Annotated in this window: 12 protein-coding genes; all 12 read right to left on the bottom strand. The window is 62.2% G+C overall.

What is annotated here, in order from left to right:
- Window positions 1–144: 144 nt before the first annotated feature.
- A complete protein-coding gene (gene fliT, locus CCOS865_RS18190; RefSeq protein WP_119143362.1) occupies window positions 145–441 on the bottom strand; it encodes a flagellar protein FliT in 297 nt (98 codons plus the stop codon).
- A gap of 15 nt (window positions 442–456) precedes the next feature.
- Window positions 457–852, bottom strand: a complete 396-nt coding sequence (gene fliS / locus CCOS865_RS18195) for a flagellar export chaperone FliS (protein ID WP_119143364.1) — start codon at window positions 850–852, stop codon at window positions 457–459.
- Between the two features lie 135 nt (window positions 853–987).
- Window positions 988–2,388, bottom strand: a complete 1,401-nt coding sequence (gene fliD / locus CCOS865_RS18200; protein ID WP_119143366.1) for a flagellar filament capping protein FliD — start codon at window positions 2,386–2,388, stop codon at window positions 988–990.
- A gap of 80 nt (window positions 2,389–2,468) precedes the next feature.
- Window positions 2,469–2,840: a flagellar protein FlaG gene (locus tag CCOS865_RS18205; RefSeq protein ID WP_119143368.1), complete on the bottom strand. Its 372-nt coding sequence runs from the start codon at window positions 2,838–2,840 to the stop codon at window positions 2,469–2,471.
- A 71-nt stretch (window positions 2,841–2,911) separates the two neighbouring features.
- The gene (locus CCOS865_RS18210; RefSeq protein ID WP_119143370.1) at window positions 2,912–3,760 is read right to left on the bottom strand and encodes a flagellin domain-containing protein; all 849 of its coding nucleotides are present in this window, start codon (window positions 3,758–3,760) and stop codon (window positions 2,912–2,914) included.
- A gap of 247 nt (window positions 3,761–4,007) precedes the next feature.
- Window positions 4,008–4,943, bottom strand: a complete 936-nt coding sequence (locus CCOS865_RS18215) for a ketoacyl-ACP synthase III (RefSeq protein ID WP_119143371.1) — start codon at window positions 4,941–4,943, stop codon at window positions 4,008–4,010.
- 200 nt (window positions 4,944–5,143) lie between these two features.
- The gene (locus CCOS865_RS18220) at window positions 5,144–11,221 is read right to left on the bottom strand and encodes a methyltransferase domain-containing protein (RefSeq protein WP_119143373.1); all 6,078 of its coding nucleotides are present in this window, start codon (window positions 11,219–11,221) and stop codon (window positions 5,144–5,146) included.
- On the bottom strand, window positions 11,214–11,876 hold the full coding sequence (locus CCOS865_RS18225) for a phosphocholine cytidylyltransferase family protein (RefSeq protein WP_119143375.1): 663 nt from the start codon (window positions 11,874–11,876) through the stop codon (window positions 11,214–11,216). Before CCOS865_RS18225 ends, CCOS865_RS18220 begins: the two co-directional genes overlap by 8 nt.
- Complete coding sequence (locus CCOS865_RS18230) at window positions 11,852–12,457, bottom strand: HAD-IB family phosphatase (RefSeq protein WP_119143377.1); 606 nt, start codon at window positions 12,455–12,457, stop codon at window positions 11,852–11,854. Before CCOS865_RS18230 ends, CCOS865_RS18225 begins: the two co-directional genes overlap by 25 nt.
- Window positions 12,454–13,224: a class I SAM-dependent methyltransferase gene (locus CCOS865_RS18235; RefSeq protein ID WP_119143379.1), complete on the bottom strand. Its 771-nt coding sequence runs from the start codon at window positions 13,222–13,224 to the stop codon at window positions 12,454–12,456. The genes CCOS865_RS18230 and CCOS865_RS18235 overlap by 4 nt, the downstream gene beginning before the upstream one ends.
- Before the next feature lie 189 nt (window positions 13,225–13,413).
- Window positions 13,414–16,143, bottom strand: a complete 2,730-nt coding sequence (locus CCOS865_RS18240; protein WP_119143381.1) for a glycosyltransferase family 2 protein — start codon at window positions 16,141–16,143, stop codon at window positions 13,414–13,416.
- Window positions 16,144–16,196: 53 nt separating this feature from the next.
- A complete protein-coding gene (locus tag CCOS865_RS18245) occupies window positions 16,197–19,769 on the bottom strand; it encodes a glycosyltransferase (protein ID WP_119143383.1) in 3,573 nt (1,190 codons plus the stop codon).
- Window positions 19,770–19,786 lie beyond the last annotated feature (17 nt).

Here is a 19,786-nt window from a genome sequence, read left to right on the forward strand (position 1 = left end):
CGGCGCCCGATAGGGCGTGCTCGACATCATTCCGACTGAATGGTCAGTGTTCGGACGTCTGAAATTCGAATACAGCCACTAGTAAAGTCAAAAAAAACCACACAGTCAAATTTATGGCGCGCAGCTCTTTGTATCTCATCAGTGTCAGCTGAACAGATGGTATACCTTAGCCGCGTTTTTCGCCTGACGGATTTGCATCATCTCGTCGACTATTGTCTGACGTTCGCCGCTTGCAACTTCGATCAGGTGCCGGTAGACCTCGAGCAACTGCTCAAGGCTCTCCCGCACCGCCCCTTCGTTGTGCGACGCTTCGGCCAGCACGTCCTCGACGCACAGCCGACACTCGAGGTCGAGTTCGCCCACTGCATCCCAGTCGCGGCCGGCCAATGCCGTCAGCAGCGCTTGCCGGGTCTGCTCGATACGCTCGATCACCTCGCTCATGACACGCTCCTTGAATCAGCCTTCAGGCTGTTGGTCGGCGATCGCATCCCAGCCTTCCTTGACCGTGATCAGCAGGCGCGCGACTTCGTCGATGATCGCCGGGTCGGTCTTCAGGTTGGCTTCGACCAGGCGGCGGCTCATGTAGGTGTAGAGGTTGTCCAGTTCAGCCAGGCTCTCGGCGTGGTTTTCCAGGTCAAGACCTTCACGCAGGCCGCCGATGATATCGATGGCCTTGCCCAACAGGATGCCCTTCTGGGCAATATCATTGCGCGCAATCGCGCCCTTGGCCTGAGCCAGGCGATCAAGACCACCTTGCATGAGCATTTGCACCAGGCGATGCGGGCTGGCCTCAGAGGTCTGCGCCGCGCCGTTTACTTTCTGGTACTGCCGAAGGGCCAACATCGGGTTCATGGATCTACCTCGTTGCAGCGAAAAAGGTTGCGTATACCCTGTATATCGCCGCCGCGTCAAAAAACTTTAGCGGCAAAACAAAAAGCCCGGTGCGTCTAACGGACGCTACCGGGCTTGTTGTTCAGCAATGACAGGTCAGGATTTCTTGGCCTGCGCGTTGAGCGCTTCGAAGATCGAGGTGATCTGATCAGCCTGGGCTTTCATCTTGCCCAAAGCGGTATCCAGAGCAACGTACTTCTTGGTCAGCGCCTCGGTCAGCGACTCGGTGCGACGATCCAGCGCAGCCTGCTGATCGGCCAGGCTCTTGGCAACCTTGTCCAGGTTGGCTTTGCGCGTGGCCAGGCTACCGTCGGTGGCGTTGTACGGTTCGATGGCCTTGTTCATGCGCTCGAAGATGCCATTGGTGCCGGTGAACAGTGCCTGCACCTCATTACCCAGCTTCTTGTCGTTCATGGCCGAAGTGAACTTGGTACTGTTGAACTCCAGGGTACCGTCTTTCTGGGTGTTGATACCCAGCTGGCTGAGGGTGGTCAGGCGATCACCTCCCCCCATCTCGGACATCACACCGCGCACATCGGAGAGCAACGAACGCGTGGTCGGGTCGTTGGTCAGCGAACCCAGCACCAGGTTGCCATCTTCATCGGTGCTGGTCTTGGTCAGGGCGGTGACAGCTTTCTGCAGGGTGTTGTAAGCGTCGACAAAGGCCTGCACCGAGGTCTTCAGACCATCGTTGTTGGCCGCCACAGTGACCTTGGTAGCCACGCCGGCAACGCTGGCGCCGTTCAGCTCGAGGCTGATACCACTGACTGCATCCTGGATGGTGTTGGAGGCGCTTTTCACCTCCAGACCATCAATCAGCACCACCGCATCCTTGGCCGCCTCGGTAATGTAGCCGGCGCCTTCGGTTTTCATCGACTTGGTGCCGTCGATTTCCAGCTTGGTGATACCGCTGACCGAAATGTCACTTCCAGCACCAGTGGTGGCTGAGCCAAGCACCAGACGTGCACCATCTTCACCGGTGATGATGTTGGCGGAGAAACCCGAAGTGCCCAGCTCTTTGTTGATCTGATCGCGAACGGTCTGCAGGGTAGCGTCGTCGCCGACGGTGACCTTGTAGGTCTTGCCGCCCTGCTCGATGATCAGGTCGCCTGGAGGAATCGACTCACTGGCGCCGCCACTGAAGGCCTGGCTGGCCACCTTGGAGCTGGTGGCAAGGTTTTTCACTTCGATAGCGTAGCTACCGGCCACTGCAGTGTTGCCGGCGGTAGCCTTGACCACACTGTCGCTGGCCGACGTCGCGGCAAACGCATTGAAAGACGGCGCCGCCTTGTCGTTGAGCTTGCCCATGGCGGTGGTAAAAGCAGTAAGGGCACTGCGCAAGGCTCCAACGCCAGAGATGTAGGCGGTGTTGTAGCTGGACTGCCGGGCCAACTGCGCAGTCTTGGCAGCCGTGTCGGACTCCACCAGCACCTTGACGATGTTGGTGATGTTCAGCCCGGAGCCAATACCCAAGTCGGAAACGATCGAGCTTGCCATGGTAGTGTCCCTCTCTACTTGTGCGGCCGCCCCGCTGGTGCAGGGCCGCCTCTATTCACTGCTGCAACACTCGGCGCCAATTATGCCTTGGCGTCGAACAGCAGACTATTGACATCGCTCAGACTGCTGGCGATGCGCAGCGCCTCTTCCGAGGGCAACTGACGAATCAGCTCACCAGTCTCGCTGGCGATGACCTTGACCACTATCTTGCCGGAATCTTCATCAGTGGAGAATTCCAGATTGCGTCGAGAGGTGCTCAAGAATTTTTCGATTTCCGATACCGCGTTGCGTACCTGTTCGGCATCAATCACCGACGAAGGTTCTTTCGCATCAGCGACTCGATGGGTATCCGCCGCACGGGTCACCGCTGTATCGGTAACGGGCTTGTCGGCGACCTGCTCGGCCGAACGCACGGCCGGGTAAGACAGGTTCAGCTTGACGCTCATGTCCATGCCTACCACCTCGTAACGAAAAGGCGGGGGAGCGCCTCAATGTGCACTCCCCCGCCGATGACCATCAGCGATTACTGAAGCAGTTTCAGTACAGCGGATGGCAGCTGGTTGGCCTGAGCCAGAACCGAAGTCGACGCTTGCTGCAGAGTCTGCTGCTTGGTCAGCTGAGCGGTCTCAGAAGCGAAGTCGGTGTCCTGTACACGGCCACGAGCGGCTTCGGCGTTTTCGTTGATGTTTTGCAGGTTGTTGATGGTGCTGGTCAGACGGTTCTGCGAAGCACCCAGGTCAGCACGGTTGCTGTTGATGATTGCCAGAGCGTCGTCGATTGCACCTACAGCGGCGCTGAAGTTGGTTTCAGCCAGGGTGGAGCTGGAACCCTGAATGTTGATGCCCGAGGTAACACCCAGCGAGGTGGCGTCGAACTTCTGGCTCAGGTTGATGGTGATCTGGTTGACGCCGCCGGTGTTCGAGCCGACCTGGAAGGTCATGGTCGAAGCCGAACCGTCCAGCAGGTTCTTGCCGTTCAGCTGGGTGCTGTCAGCGATACGGGTCAGCTCGGAAGCCATCGACTGGAACTCTTTGTCCAGAGCTTCACGGTCTTCAGCGCTGTTGGTGTCGTTTCGCGACTGGATAGCCAGTTCACGCATACGCTGCAGAATGTTGGTCTGCTCTTGCATCGCGCCTTCAGCGGTCTGGGCGATGGAGATACCGTCGTTGGCGTTTTTGATTGCCATGGTCTGACCGCGGATCTGCGAGGTCATTTTGTTAGCGATCTGCAGGCCAGCAGCGTCATCTTTAGCGCTGTTGATTTTCAGGCCGGAAGACAGACGAGTCATCGAAGTGCTGAGCGCGTCGGTAGCACGGTTCAGGTTCTTCTGAACGTTCAGGGAAGTAGTGTTGGTGTTAACGGTCAAAGCCATGACGAATTCCTCGTTAATTGGGTACTACGGCTTCCGGCCTTGGCAATTCGCCCGGTGCGGCACAGAGAACCTTCGTAATAGTTATCGTCGTCACAGCTCATTGCTTTAGCGGATTTTCAACAATTTTTGGTGGCATCCGGCCAGCCCAATGAAATCAAGGAGTTGACGCCAAGTTTCAGACGTCGGCACAGCCAATAAAAACGCCGCCTGAAAAGGCGGCGTTTGTTCACCCGCTCGGCGGGTCCCGTCAGTCGCGGCGCTCGATGATCGCCGAACCCCATGACAGGCCAACACCAAAGCCGCTCAAGGCGACGCGTCGATGCTGCGAGCCCAGCACGTGCTTCTCCAGCAACAGCGGAATGCTCGACGAGACCGTATTGCCGGTCTCGACCATATCCTTGACGAAGCGCTGCTTGTGCTCGCCCTCCTTGAAACGCAACGACACCGCATCGACGATCGCTGCACTGCCCTGATGCAGGCAATACAGATCGATGTCAGTGGCCTGCAACGCGCTGGCATCGAGCAGTTGCTGCAGATGCGCGGGGATCTTCACCAAGGCGAAGTTATACACCTGACGCCCGTTCATGAAGAACTTGCCGTCGGTGGTGCGCAAATGCTCGGCCCCGGCGCCGTCACTGCCAAACAGTGCCTTGCCCAACTGCCAGCGGGCATCCTCGCCCATCCAGGTAGCGGTCGCGGCATCGCCAAACAGCATGGTGGTGTTGCGATCTTCCGGATCAACGATTTTCGAATACGGATCGGCCGTGATCAGCAGGCCATTCTTCAGGCCTGCGGCTTCCATGAAGCCCTTCATGGCGTACAGACCGTAGACGTAGCCCGAGCAGCCTAAAGAAATGTCGAAAGCAGCGACGTGGGTTGCCAGGCCGAGCTTGTGCTGAACGATGGCAGCGGTGTGCGGCAGTCCTTCGGCGTCACCGTTCTGGGTGACGACAATCACTGCATCTATCGACGCCGGGTCCAGCGCCGGGTTGCCCGCGAACAGGGCCTTGGCGGCCTCGACACAGAGGTCGGAGGTTTCCTGTTCCCGAGCCTTGCGCGGCAAGAACGTCGAACCAATCTTGCCGAAGATGAAATCCTGATCCTTACCGAACTTCGCACCCTGAGCGTAATTGTCAACGCCCTCGACAGGTACGTAGCTGGCGATGCTTTTGATGCCAATCATTGTGGCTTCCCGATGGAAATGGCAAAAATAGGCGGGCGTGGGGCCGTGGCCGCTAGTCGTGCATGCCGCGCCAGCATGGCTACCCGCTGACTCTATAGAGTAGAGATGCGCGTTCCGACTGCCAAGTCACGGTTGTGACAAATACGTCACGCGCAACGCCGGCCTGCAGTCAGTTGCAGGCCGGCGTTGCGCGCCGCACGTCAATCAGCCAGCCAGGCCTTGCGCCAGCGCTGCAGGTTGTCACCCTCAAGCATGCAATGTTGCAGTACCTGAGCGCGCAGTGCATCCCCCAGCCGCCCAGTGGCGTCAAGGTCGTGCAGATGCATGCGCACAGCGTCCAGCCAATCACCCAGACGCTCGTCCACCAGGGTCACGGGCAACTCGCCGCGGTCGCAGGCATGGGCGCTGCTGATCACCGGCACGCCACACGCGCCCAGCTCGAGCAGACGCAAGCTGCTCTGGCTGTTGCGCAACAGCCCTGGTCGCAGCGGCGCCAGCGCCAGGTCGAGATCAAGCCGAGCCAACTGCTGCGCATAGTCAGCCTGCCGCAGGCCCGTATGGCGCTCCGTCAGATACGGCCGCAATACGTCCGAGCAGTTGCCAAGCAACACCCACTCGACTTCGCCGGCCAGGCTCATGACCAACGCCTCGACAACCGCCAGGTCACTGCCATCAGCTGCGTCGCCAATCAAACCGACGCGCGGCTTGGCGCCGATCCGGCGACGTCCGCCGAGGTTGCTCCAATGCTGCGGATCGAGCATATCGGGCACGACCACAATGGACGAGTGGCTAGCGGCCAGGGCATCTGCCAGGGCCTCATTGGCCACCACCAGCCGGTCGGCAAAGGCAAGCTGCAGGCCGCGCAGCTGATCGTGCGCCAGGCCGCTCTCGCCACCAAGCGCCAGCACTGGCTCGAGCACCTTGAATGCCCGCGAGAACGCCGACAAACGCTGCAGACGCTCGATCTGCGGGTGGCCAAGCGGGCTTTGCAGCACAACGCTGTCCGGCGCATAGCGCTCCAGCTCGGCTACCGAGAGCTGGGTCTGGATCGTTGCACCGTCGGCCAGGCCAGCCCGTCGCAACGCTTGCAGTGGCTCGTCAGTGCGCTGCACAGTTTCGCCTTCAACGGCGCAGGCAAGGACCTTCGGCAGCGGCCGCCACGACGACAACGGGTCCCAGCTCAGGCGGCTCGGGGCAACCTGAAACGCCTTGCCTGCGTTTAGCGCGAAGTGCGTGCTGTACGCCGGATCGCGTGCCAGCAGCGGCAACCAGCGGGTGTACAGCGCCTGCTCCTGCTCGCGGGTGATGGCAGGTTCGGGGGTCTCGCTGATCAACAGCGCAGCGCGCGGCGTCCACACATTCAGATAACCCGCAGCATGCAGCCGCAGGCACAAGTCGACGTCAGCCCAGGCGGCCAGCTCGGGGCTTTCGTCGAAACCACCGGACTCCATGAACAACGCCTTGCCCATCATCATGCAGTGACCGCTGACCGCGGCGTGGTTCTGATCGACCAGCAGCCGCTGCAGATAGCCCGCCCCCGCCATCGGCAGGTCTCGGAACACGCGCCCCACCGGGCCATCCAGGCCCAGTACCAGGCCACCATGGCGCACGGTACAGTCACTGGCCAGCAACTTGGCACCGACCACCCCGACTTCCTGACGACATGCATGGTTGACCAGTTGCTGCAGCCAATCGGTCTCCAGCACCGCGATACCCGCGTGCAGCCACAGCAGCAACTCACCCTGCGCCTGCTGGGCGGCGACATTGCGCACCTGCACCGACGACAAGTCAGCGGGCAGGCGCACCACCTTGATCAGCTGCCCACCCAATTGCTCGACACCGTCAAGCCAGGCTTGCAGGTCCGGGTCGTCAGCGCCCTGATCCAACAGCACTACCTCGAAGGTGCGGTAGGTGGTTTTGTCGAGGAGGGTATCCAGGCAACGGCGGACGCGCTCCAGACCATACTCGGTCGAAACCAGAATACTCACCAGCGCACTTTCGCCGACGCCGTAGTTGAGCTCGTAGTGACCCGGCACTCGCCCTGCCACTGCCGCCCCCTCGAAGCCTCGGGCAAGCAGATGACGCTCGATAGTCGCGCGCTGGTCCGGGCAATCGAGCAGTGCTCGACTGTCACTGATCAGCAGCGGCTCGCTGACGTGGCCCAGGCCCTCCAGGCCCTGGTCCTCGATCAGGCGCAAGATCAGGTCAAGTTCGACCGCCGCCCCCGCCTCGGCATTGAAGCCACCCAACTGCAGCCAGGCATCCCGGCTGAACAGCCAGTGCCGAGCCATCACACCGGGCAGGCTGAGCAGCATGTCCAGGTTCAACCCCGGGCGCATCGCCAACTGCTCGCCGAGACCCGGCACACGCAGCACCTCGTCGCCATAAACAGCACGCAGACCGGGCGCACCGAGCATATCCAGAGCGGCCACCAGCAGGCCGCTGGCGGTGAACTCGCTGCCCGCCTCGACCAGCATGAACCAGTCAAAACCTGCCTCGCGAACCGCCTGATCGATCAGCGGATGGAGCGGCTCGCTGCCAATGCGCAGGATATGCAGCTTGTCCTGAGCGCTGGTTGCTGCGCCAAGCTCCAGGGCCGACAAGACCACGATGCTCAGGCCCGGATAGCGGTTGTGCTCGGGGCTCAAGCTGCGCAAGGTCAGGTCGAGGCGATCGGCATCGCCTTCGCGATCCAGCACCAGCACGCCGATCCTGGGCATGCCATTAGCCAGACGCTCATCGATCAGCACCTGCTGCGCCGCGGTCGGCGTGCGCTCGGCAAGCCAGGCCGGCACGTCCAGCGCTGCCGGCAGCAGCGGGAACTGACGCATGGCCGCCTGGAGCTGCTCGGTCGCGGTTGCGACCTGGCCGCCATTGGCGATGATCTCGGCGATCGGTTGCGCGTAGATCTCACAGAACACTTGCTCGCGCAGCTGCAGGTAAGCCTGACGCCCTTCGGCGGTGTCTGCTTCGCGCAGGCGGCTCTTCAACTGGTCGAGTTCGATCAGCTGCGGGGTGAACCCGCCATCGGATGCGCTCGGCAGCATGGCGGCATTGACGTGTACGCGCCATTGCGAATCGGTCGCCAGCAGCAACGACAGCAGGCGCTCCATGACAAACACCTTGCACTCGTAGCCCTGCGTGCCGCGATGCAGGGTTGGCATGTTCAGCGCCTGGCCGTAAGGCGTAGACCACTGCCCGTCACGGGCCAGCTCAGCCGCCTGGAAGATGCTCTCTGCCTTGCTGAACCAATGCCGCCAGAAGCGCGGTTTGGCAATGAAGTAATTGCAGAACTGCGCTTGCTTCGAGTCCATCACCAGGGTCTCGAGATCGACACCTGGGGCCACCTGACGGGCCATCTCGACGCAGACCGGCCAAATATTGGGGTGATGCACCAGCGCCTGGATAAAGATGTTTTCGTAACGCGCGCCGTCCGGGAAGAACACCGGGAACAGCAACACGTCAGCGTCATCTGGCGCCGACTCGACGAAGCGCAACACGTGCTCGGCGTCGAGCCCGGTCTTCTGCTTGAAGCGCGGCGACAGCACACCATAGAAGGCATTCTCGTCCAGCGGCTTGTCCATCAGCAGATTGCGCATTGGCCAGTATTCAGCCCAGTCCGGACGCTGACCGACGTTGTCCAGCGGCGTGTAACCTGGCTCAAGCAACGCGCGGGTTTCGTCCGAATAGAAGATCTGGTGAATATGCGCCCGCGCAGGTGCCGCCACCGCTGCCGGACCAACGAACGCTAGCTGCAACGACAGCGGCCCGGCCAGCCCGGACATCCCCGGGAAGGCGCCACTGCTGCGCAGTTCGATATCGGTCACGCCGTACTCGTTGGGCTGGTACGGCAGCAGCAGGCGCTGCGCGCCGTCGTTGCCAAGGGTGACCTCGGTCAGGTAACGGCCGTTGACCCAGACCTGGGTGGTGAACGGGAACACGTCATATTGCTGGCCCGGCAAGGCACCGAGCAGCACTTCCACGGCTGCCGTCGACGGCGCCTGGCCGATGACCGCTGGGGTCAACTGCAACGCTGCGTTCGGCCCTACAAAGTAGCGGCCTGCCGTACCGCCGACGATGCGCAGGATCCACCCACGCAAAACGACATTGAGCTTGTCGCTTTGCCACTGGGCTTGTTGCCCGCCAGCATTCAGGGTTTGCCACAGGGTGCTGAAGACCTCGTCGTCGACTGCCGACGGCAACTGCTCGAAACTGCGGTGCAAGGTATGCGCAGGCAGCAATTGCCAAGCCTGTTGCCCTTGCCATTGCTGCAAAGCCGCACGCAGGCGCTCACGCACCCAGGCCTGGCTGTCGGTTGCAGGCGCCTCGACCGGCAAGACACCCGAGTGATTCAGCACCAACCCATCCAGCGCACCGCTGGCCAGCGCGGCCAGGCCGTCGCTGATCTGATGGGCGCTGCCAGGGATACCGGCAAAGTCGCCATCGACCAGCAGGTAGCTATGGTCTGCGCCGGGGTTGGCGGCGCGTGCCGTCAACCACTGCTGGGCCTCGGCCTGGCTGCCGAGCAGGCTGATGTGCTTGAACGCCAGGGTCTGCTCAAATGCCTGGTACAACTGCGCTGCGTCAGCGCCGTGGCGACCATCGATGACCACATGCAGGCGTGGCGCCTGAGCGATGGCAGACGCCACCCGCTCAGCACTGCGGCCGTCGGCAAAGTCGCCATACAACTGCTGCACGCGCTCGCGCTGGGCTGCCCGGCAATGGGTCTGGTGCAGGTTGAACGCGTCGCCCAGCAGTTCGAGGAACGCCTGATCGTCGCCAAACTCCATGCCGATATCACGCCAGGCATTGCCCGGCGCGTCAGGGTTGTACTCCCAATGGCCGACCCGCGCTTCGCTGGAATAGAGCAGGATCGGGCGATCCAGCGCCATGAATTCAAACAGCAAGGACGAGCGGTCGGCCACCAGAATGTCGGCCTCGGCGAAGCTGTCGGCAATGCTCGCTTCAGGGTCGTCGACCAACTCCAGCAACGGGTCGGCAGCGACCTGCAGGCGCCACTTGCCCATCAAGTCACGGAACAGCGCCTTGTCGACCACAAAGCTGTGTTCATGCTGGACGATGGCCGGGTGCGGCTTGATGATGATTCGCGCACGGGGATAGACCGAACGGATCAGCGGCACGATGCGCTCGCCGAAGTACACCGCTGCGCTGATTTCCGGGTTGTAGGTCGGCGCAAACAGAATGGTCGGCTGAGCATCGCTGAGTGGCCGTGCTGGCAGCCTGAACACCTGATCGACCCAGGCGTTGCCGGTCAACAGAAAACCGTGGCGCGGGTGCACGTTGGAGAGCAGCGTGTCTTCGATATCCCAGACACTGCCACACAGATAATCGGCATGGTTGTACTGCTGCTCGGCAAAGCCGTAACGGGTCACCGAACCATGGCGCATACCGATCAGCAACACCTGATGGGCATCGCAGTAATCGCGCCAGAATTCCACCGACCAGCCATCGGCAACCACGATCACCTGCGGCTGCCACTGCATCACCTCTTCGATCGACAGGCTCAGCAGGCTCGTTTCAAAACAGGCAGCCAGCGGCCGCAGCGAGCGGAAGTGGAACGGCATGCTGCCGTAGCAGGCCACGCGCAGCCCGGCGATGGGCAGCGCGGCGGACTCACTGAGCACTGGCTGGAACACATACAGCACACTGGTCTGGCCACAGTTGTGCATGGTCAGCAGCGGATGCCGCGCCACCTCGCGCAGGCCGAGTGAACGGATCAGCGCCAGGTAGCGCGACTCTGGGCGATACTTGGCTTCGTACTGATCGTTGAGCAAGGTCCGCGCTTCACTGCCTTGCAGCAGCACCGAGTCCTTGAGGATCAGTTGCCCGCCCGGTTTGAGCAGCGCCAGCGCACGCAACACCACCCGGGCGGCTGCAGTATCGTCACTGATGGTGGTCAATACACCCATCAGGCTGACCGCATCGAAACGCTCTTCGCAAGAGAACTGGAAAACGTCGGCAACGTGGAATTCGACGTTGTCGATCTGTTGCTCGCGGGCTTTCTGCCGCGCCTGGTCGATCAGCTTTTCACCCACATCGAACGCCACCACCCGTGCCGCGATCTGGGCAAAGAGCAAGCTGAACTCACCATCCGCGCAGCCAATGTCGAGCACCTGGGCATCTGCCGGCAGCGACGGCAAAACGTGCGTCAGCAGGCAATCGCGCTGGCGTTCATAGAGCTGCGCCGGGCCGATCTGGCCGCGCTCGGTCTGGCTCCAGAACTGCCGCGCTACCTGACCCTGTTGGTTATTACTCATTGTCGCCCCACTGATTCGCAAAGACTTTACGTGCCATATCCAGATCTGCTGTGGTGTCGATGTCGAACGCCTTCAACTGGAAGGCGGGCAACGGCAGGCAGGCTTCCAGCGCTTGATAAACGAAGATCGGCTGATCAACCACGATCTGCGGCTTGATCACGGCAATGCCGGTCCACTCCACCGCATAATGCGGCTCGCGGGTGAAGCCGAGCACCTGCGTGCCGCTGTCGTCCAGCTGCACGCGCACGCCATCGCTGGTCAGGTAGGGCGAAACACCGATCAGCTGTTCGTTGTCGTTGGCCGCCTGCAGGAACGCCTCGAAACTGCGCGAATCCATGACGGTATCGGCGTCGAGCACCAGCAGGCGCTCATCGAGATGGCGGGATACGCGGTAGATGCTCTGCAGCGTGTTGGTGCGGGCGTAGTCGGGGTTGCGCACGACGATCAGGTCGGGGCGCAAGGCGATGGCGTGGGCGATCACCTCTTCTTCCTGAAAGCCGACCACCAGCCAGACGCTTTCGGCCCATTGCAGACGCTCAAGATGCCAGTCAAGCAACGAGCGCCCGGCCACTTCGACCAGGCATTTGGGCTTGTTAAGCCCCAACCGCGAGCCAATCCCGGCGGCGCAGATTACAGCGTGCTTAACAGGCGACATAGAGCCTTCCCATCGTAGGTAACGAAATCACTCAGTTTGACCAGCTCTTTGTTCGGCTGATGAACACCGCCAAAGGCGATGCGCCAGTCAGCGGCTTCGAACATCGGCACATCGTTCATGCCCTCGCCCACCGCGACGATGCGGTCAAAACGCGAACGCAGGCTGCTGACCGCATCGCCCTTGTGCAGAATGTGCTCGACCCCATCCAGCTGGCCGTGCCCGTCGAGGCGCGCAGTCGAGCTGAAGCTGTGGATGCCGAGCTTGTCGAGCACAGGCTTTACCCACAGGTCGAGGTTGCCGGTCACCACGAACGCCTGCTCAGGGTGGCGACGGATGAAGTCGAGAATGGCCGGATCGAACTCGACGTGTTGATCGAGCGCAGCGTGAATCCAGTCCAGGCGCGCATCGCGCAGCAGCCTGACGCGCAGCTTGAACGACTTGTCGAACGGCAGCAGGCCGGCGATGGTGGCCTGGGTCAGGGCGCTGATCTCGTCTTCCAGACCCACCGAGGTGGCAATCAGCGGCAACAGCTCCTGACGGGTCAGGGTGCCATCGAGATCGAAGCAGTACGCGGTGGTCATAGCTCGGTTCCTTGACGGCGCAGGACGAAAAAGTACTGCCGAGTCTCTGCGCGTTTTTCCAGGCCTTCAGGGAACAGAAAGCCTTCGTGCTCGACGAATATGCCCAGGCCCTCGAAGGCCTGCGCCATCAGCTTGCGAAGCTCGTCGGCGGTGCGATAGATCGCAGAGTATTCGTCGGCGAGTTCTTCGGAGTAGAACCGGTCAAGGGTGAAGCGCTCGCTGACACCCACCGGCTCACGCAGGTAGATGCCGCCGCCGGCAACGATCAGTTGCGCAGCATCACGCAGCACCTTGATGCAGTCGGCATCGTTCAGATAGATCAACAGCCCGGAGATCAACGCCAGGTCAAAAGGCGCTTGCAGCAGCAGCGCCTGAGGCTGGATATCAGTCGCCGACATGACCTGAAAATGCAGGCCCGCCAACTGCCGCTTGACGCTCTCTTGCTGAGCTTTTTCGATCAGGCTGGCGCTGAAGTCCAGGCCCAGATACTCAAGCCCCTGACAGTTGCTGGCCAGATACCAGCCCCAGCGCCCGGTGCCGCAACCGATGTCCAGAATCCGCCGTACCTGGCCCAGGCCGAGGATGTCGGCCATCGCGGCTTTTTCGGCCTGATCGCGCTTTTCCACCAGCTCAGCATTGTGATCCTGGTACATGGTCGCGCTCAGCACGTTGGCGTACTCGCGCTTGCCCCGTGATTCGAAGAAGGCGCGGGTAGCGTCGTAATCGATGGCTACATGCTTGCCCTTGATACGTCGAGAATCGTTCAAGATGTCTCCTGCTAATTGACGTCATGACGGATTTGCTGAAAGCGCTGGCGCGTACACCGATGCGGGCTCGGCCATGGCTTGGCCTAGTCAGAAATCCAACACTTGCTTGTATTCACGGGCACGAAGCAAGATGTCTGCCAACGCGCACAAAAAAGCCGGGCAGCGCCCGGCTTGGTTGATTGCCGTCAATCAGGCCAGCTCGTGCAACCAGCGTGGCCCGGATGAAGTTGCCGGCTGAGCGATACCCGCGCTGCCATCGGTAGCGACGGCACGGGTGAACGCCCAGGGCATCTGCGCCGTCAGTGCCTGCAGCGAGGCCTCGGCCACTACCGGCAGTGCCGGGTTGAACAACTGCGCCTGGGGCGCCATCAGTACCAGCAGACCTGCCTGCGCGACCTGCAGGCACAGGGCGATATCCAGCGGTTGCTCCAGGCTCAGTCCGCCCAACGCATCGAGCACCTGCCTGCGCACCATCAAGCCATCAGCGCAAACCGCCTGACAGCCGCGCACCACGTCCAGCCCCAGCGCCTCGGCGCTGTCGTCACAACCCAGCCAGCTGGCATGGACCTGTTGGCTTGCGAGCAGTTCGTAACCGGCGTGGCTGACATGGCCCGCGCCGTCATGCATCTGACAGCCCACCACCCCGACCTCAGGGCGCTGCGCCTGATTGAGCAGTGCCTCGATCCAACCCGGAGTGGCAACCTGGCTGCGGTCGCTGAGCAGCACCAGGTACTCGCCGCGGGCTTCTTTGGCCGCCATGTTGAGCCGGCTTGCAAGTGACTCGGAAGGACAGGCGAGCATTCGCGCGCGGCCGCCTAGATTGGCTTCAAGGCGCTGCTCACCTTGAGTCACGACCAGCACTTCATAACGCGGATAACGGGTCCGCTGCTGAATGCTGGCCAGGCTACTCGCCAATTGCTGCATGTCATCGCCGGCGGCGAGCAGAATACTCACCAGTGGCGTGCCTGGATGGCGGAAATCGATCTGCAGTCGACCCTGCGGCCCTTGCGCGACCTGGCCGCGATAACCCAGTTGGAGCAGGTGCCGGTCAAGCGTGAGCAGTGCATCGGGGAGCATCGCCTCACCGTTGTTGCGGCCGACTACCAGGTACTCCTCGACATGCGCCAAACCGCCCATGCCGTGGGTTTCAACCAGGCGCAACAACACATCGAAATCAAGCGCCTGACGGCTGGCATCGCGGTAGCCGCCGATCTCCAGCAATACGTCACGGCGGATCAGCCAGTGCGGCGCCATCAGGTCGGGACGGCTGCGCAGCAGGTCGAAATCAGCCCCCGGGCGCTGGATCGCGATCAACCGACCCTCACTGTCGCGTTGCACTTCATTGCCACAGACCGCCTTGCAGTCAGGCGCTTGCGCCAATTCGACCTGTAGCCGCAGCAAGCCACTACCGGCCAACTCGTCGCCGGCCTGCAACAGCATCAGCCAGTCGCTTGGCAGTTGCCGGGTGACCTGGTTGAGGTGGGAAACGACACTCTCGGCAGTGACCTTGACGAAGTGCAAGGTGTCGCGCGCAGTGGTGATCGCCGGCAGGTTGCCGGCCTTCAGCACGACGATGCGAAAATCGCGCAGACCGCTGCCAGCGATGCTGTCGAAGGTGCGCTGCAAGGCCTCGTTATCGTCCTCAAGATCAACCACCAACAATGCCAGCGGCACCGCCTTGGTGGCAGCCAGATGGGCCTGTACGCGCTTGCGGCCTGACGCATCGAGGGTGGCCTCGGCAAGTGCCTGCAGAACGCCGCCGGATGGCGTGCGCGCCAGACGCTGCGACAACTGCGGGGCGCCGACCTGCTCCAGCAGGGCCAGCCAGCACTCGAGCTCGCGGCGCTCCTGGTCGTCGTCCTCGGTCAATGCATCGAGCAGCAACTGACAGACCCGAGGCGCGAACATGTTGACCGAGAGTGCCTGCCAGTATCGCCCACGCAGCGTGCCAAGGTTGTCACTGGGGTGCTGTTGCAGCAGGTCGCGCTGACGTACCCAGGCGCCCTCTACTGCCCGCACATGGGCTTTGCCGACCGGCCAGGCGTGAAGCAGGAACTCCAGTGCCGACAGTTGCTTGAACAACTTGGCATTGTAGTAAGGCAGTTCAACGTATTGCCGTGCTTCAAAACTGCGTACCGGCTCGTGGACAACGCTGGTCCAGGGTGAGACGAACAGCAAGGGCGCAGCGCCGATCGAGCCGGTGGTCAGGACAAACTGGCGCAAGATGGCAAAGCCGTCCTCATCAGCGAAAACACCGCCCTGCTGCTCATCCCACTGACGCAGCACACGCACCGCAGGCGCCAGCGCATCGGCATCGAGCGGCTGCTCGAAGCACTCACTGACCACCATGGTCTGTTCGAGCACGTGGATCTCGCCCTGGCCAAGCAGGGCAAAGGACAGACCCAGCAACCAGTCGTCGCCCTCAAGATTGTTCGGCGCCTCGGCCAGCGCAGCACGCAAGGCATCCACCCGCAGTACCGCGCGCCAGGGCTGCAACCCGCTCAGGGCGTGTTGCAACAAGCGTTCGCGGACATCGCCCGGCACCTGCTGATGGGCAGTTTCGCCCAGACGGTGATAGCTGACCGTGCTGTTACCTGGGCGCATGCCCAGTGCATAGCCCTGCGCGCCCTGCACCTGTGGATGCGCCGACAGCCATTGCTGCGCCTCGCGCAAGGCATCGAGCAAAAGGAATTCGCTGTCTCTGGCCAGCACGACGAAGGGCGTCGTGAGCTGCTCGAGCGCCTGCGCAAGGGCCGCCCGCAGATGCTCGACACTGTTGCCGTCGACCACCCGTGGCTGGCAGCCGTGACCCACCAGGTAGGCAGTGGCGCGCGCGCGATAATCGTGATCGGCGCTGCCCAGCAGCAGCACACTGATATCGAGGGCCGGCGAGGTGTTCACAGTGGATTGTTCAGTCATGGGGTACCCGATGCTCAAAATTCAGTGTTGTCACGAAGCGCCGTGGTGGCGCTTCAGTCAGCCAGCCAGGCGTTGGCCCAATGCTGCAGATGGCGCTCGGTAAGCACGTAATCGCGCAGCACCGCTTCACGCAAGGCATCGCCCTGGCGATAGCTGGCATCCGGATCGGCCAGATGCATGCGAATCGCCTCAAGCCAGGCCTGCGGGCTGTTGCCGGCGACGCGTGTGCAGGGCAGATACCCGGCATAAGCCTTGGTATCCGAGCAGATCACCGGGAAGCCGCAGGCGCCGTATTCGAGCAGGCGCAGATTGCTCTTGCAGTCGTTGAACAGGTTCTGCTCCAGCGGCGCCAGCGCAAGGTCCAGGTTGAGGCTGGCCAGTTTCTGCGGATACAGCGCCATCGGGATGCCTTGATGGAATTCCTTGACGTAGGGCCGCAGGGACTCCGGGCACATGCCGAAGAACACCCAGTCGACCTCATCAGCCAGGGTTTTGACCACCTCCAGCAACAACTCCAGATCGCCGCGGTGGCTGGTACCGCCCGCCCAGCCCACGCGCGGGCGGGCTGTGGTCTGGCGAGCGCTGGACAACCCCGACCAGATGCGTGCGGCCAGCATGTTGGGCACCACCCGGATGTCGTTGTGCATGCTCGACAGGGCATCCGCCAACGGCTCGGTGGACACCACCAGGCGATCGCAGAGGCCGATGCTCCGTTGGATCAGTTCGCGGATATCCCCAGGAATGTTGCGCGAGTGGTCGTTGCGCTTGGGGACATCGATGATGTAGTCGTCGATCTCGTAGACATACCGTGCATTGGAGGACGGCAGCAGTTGCTGCAGGTGGGCAACCGAACTCGCCTTGCTGCGGTACTGAACGATCACCACGTCGGGCTTTTCCCGCTCCAGCTCGATCAGGCTCGGCAGGCTGTAGTCCAGGCGCCCCTGGATCCAGCCAGCATTCTCCAGCTCCTGGAAAGGATGCGACATGCGGTAGTGGCCGACCGCAGAGGAGTTCACCGGCAATGCCAGCACCGATGGCAGCACCCGTTTGATGAACGGGTCCCAGCCCTGACGCCGACCTGGCTCGAGCGTGAAGCTGGCCATCTTCAGGCTGAGATTGCGATTGTAGGCCGGGTCGCGGGCGATCTTGCTCAGCCAGCGCTGATAGAAGACAGCACTGTCGCTGGCCTTGCACGCGCTGGCCACGGGCAGCGGCGCAGGCCCGGACAACCTTGCCAGCAAAGCAGCCGGGGTCCATACCAGCAGGTACCCCGCCTCACTGACGCGCAGACACAGGTCGGCCTCGTGCAAGCCACCTTGCAGGGACTCGACATCGAAGCCGCCGACGCTCTCGAACACTTCACGGCGCACCAGCATGCAGTCAAGCGACAGCGCACTCAGATTCTGTGCAGATACCAGTCGGTACAGGTAGCCGCTGGCATCTGCCGGCATCCCGACAAACGGGCCGCCGACTTCACCATGCAGGCCCAGGATCAGACCCGCACTGAACACGCCGCCGGCGGCGTTGCAGAGCTTGGGACCGACCACCCCGACCTCAGGCCGGCGGGCCTGGGCCATCAGTTGCGCCAGCCAGCGTGCATCGAAGGCCACACAGGCGCTGTCGAGCATCAGCAGGTAGTCGCCACGGGCACTCGCGGTGGCTTGATTGAGGCGGGCCACGCGGCTGTCGCTGGCGACGCTGATCACGCGCAGTTGGTCGCTGCCCAAACCCTGCATGGCTTCGAGCCAGTGGCGCAGCTCCGGTAACGGCTCGGACGGAGCGACCAGCAGCACTTCAAAATTGCTGTACGCGGTGTGCTCGAACAGCGACTCAAGACACCGTCGGGCGCCGTTCAAGTCAGTACCGACATCGAGCAGGATCGACACCCCGGCCAGCCCTTCGTGCAGGTAGCTGACCTGACACAGAGCCCGATCGGGGGCGCAGGTCACTTCGGCCTCTACCCCAAGGCGGCGCAGGTGCGCCTGAACCACACGCGGCGCCTGGGCGATGCAACGCGGGTCGCCAAGCCACTGGTTGAAACTGCACTGGCTGTGCACCAGCAGTTCATCGATGTGTTCGATGACGTGCAAACCACGACTTTCGACCAGACGCCACAGCACGTCATGCGGGGCCAACACACCAAAGTCGGCATCGAACCCGCCGGTTTCACGCAGCGCCTTGCACTCAAAGGCCAGCAGGCGACCGACGTAAGGCAGGCTGCGCATCAGGTCGAGATTGAAGTCAGGCTTGAAGATCGGCACGCTGGCGCTGACGCCGTCGTGGCTGTCCTCGTCGAGATACAGGCAAGCACGATCGCGCAGGACCATGCGCTCGGCCATGATCGCCAGTGCATGCGGGACTACCCGGTCGCCAGCCTGCAACAGGAAGACCCAGTCAGCGTCGTCCGCGTGCTCCAGGCGGCGCTGCAATTGCGCCAGGCCGTCATCCTGCAACGGCAGGTGTTCAAGGTTGGCAGCCGGGGCCAACTTCATCTGCGCCGGCGCCAGCACCCAGCAAGCAGTCACTGGATAGGACTGCAGCGCCAGACTGTCGAGCGTCGTGCGCAGCGCGTGTTCCTGCCCGGGCTCGGCCCAGATCACGGCGACGATGCGCGGTTGCGCAGGCCACTGCTGAATACGCTTGGGCAGCAACTTGAGCTGGGCCGGCGTCAGCGTGCGGCACTCCAGCCACTGCGCGTAGACCTCCTCGAAGGACATGCAGTCGCTGCCGACCTGCTGCTGGGTCCGCGCGTTCTGCAAGGCACCGAGACCGTTGAGGTCATATTCCTGCCACAGCGTGCTTTGCTCATCGACATAGTCGAGCAGCGGCACATAACGCACCCAACCCTTGGCAGGCGCTGCCTCACTGCTGCGGGCAAGCAGCATCGCCTTGATCCAGTCACTCTCGACCGGATACAGCAAAGTGATGCTGCTCTGATGACTCAGCCGGCGCGGATGCAGGCGCTCGAGACACAGGAAGCGATCCAGATGGCCGAGGTTGCCGCGGCGCAGCATGCAGATGTACAGCGCAAGGTCCAGGCGTGCGACAAAGCCTTGGCCCTCCTGCACCAGTTGCGGCAGGAATTCTTCGACCAGACCTCGCCGCAGCAGCGCACTGCTCAGGCCACCGAACAGGTTGGGCGTCGCATGCTCCAACGCCTCGAGCAGGTCGGTGCCTTTGACCACAGCGTCATCCGGGCACATCACCATGTTGAGCATGCGTGAGGGCAGCAATGAGTCGTCCGCAGCGCAGAGCATGCGCTGGCAGATGGTCATGCTGACATCGGCGCGCTCGGTCATCACCGCGGCCTGCAAGCTCACGCAGTCGGTGAACAACAGGTCGTCATCGCACAGAAACTTGACCAGGTCGCCGCGCGCCTGCGCCAGGCAGACCAGCAGATTGCGGCTGAACCCCAGCGTTTGCGCGTTGCGCAGATAGCGGACGGGCTTACCGGTCTGGCCGCTGACCTCGTCGACGATACGTTGAATGTCCTCGCCCTGACTGTCGTCGCAGACCACCACTTCCAGGTGCGGATAGTCCTGGTTGAGCGCACTCATCAACGCGTTCTGAAAAAACTCGGGGTTGAATGCCGGAATGACGATGCTGACGAGAGCCGAATGATTCACGATGGGGAACCTGGGAG

The sequence above is a fragment of the Pseudomonas reidholzensis genome, assembly GCF_900536025.1.
In the GTDB taxonomy this organism is placed as follows: Bacteria; Pseudomonadota; Gammaproteobacteria; order Pseudomonadales; family Pseudomonadaceae; genus Aquipseudomonas; species Aquipseudomonas reidholzensis.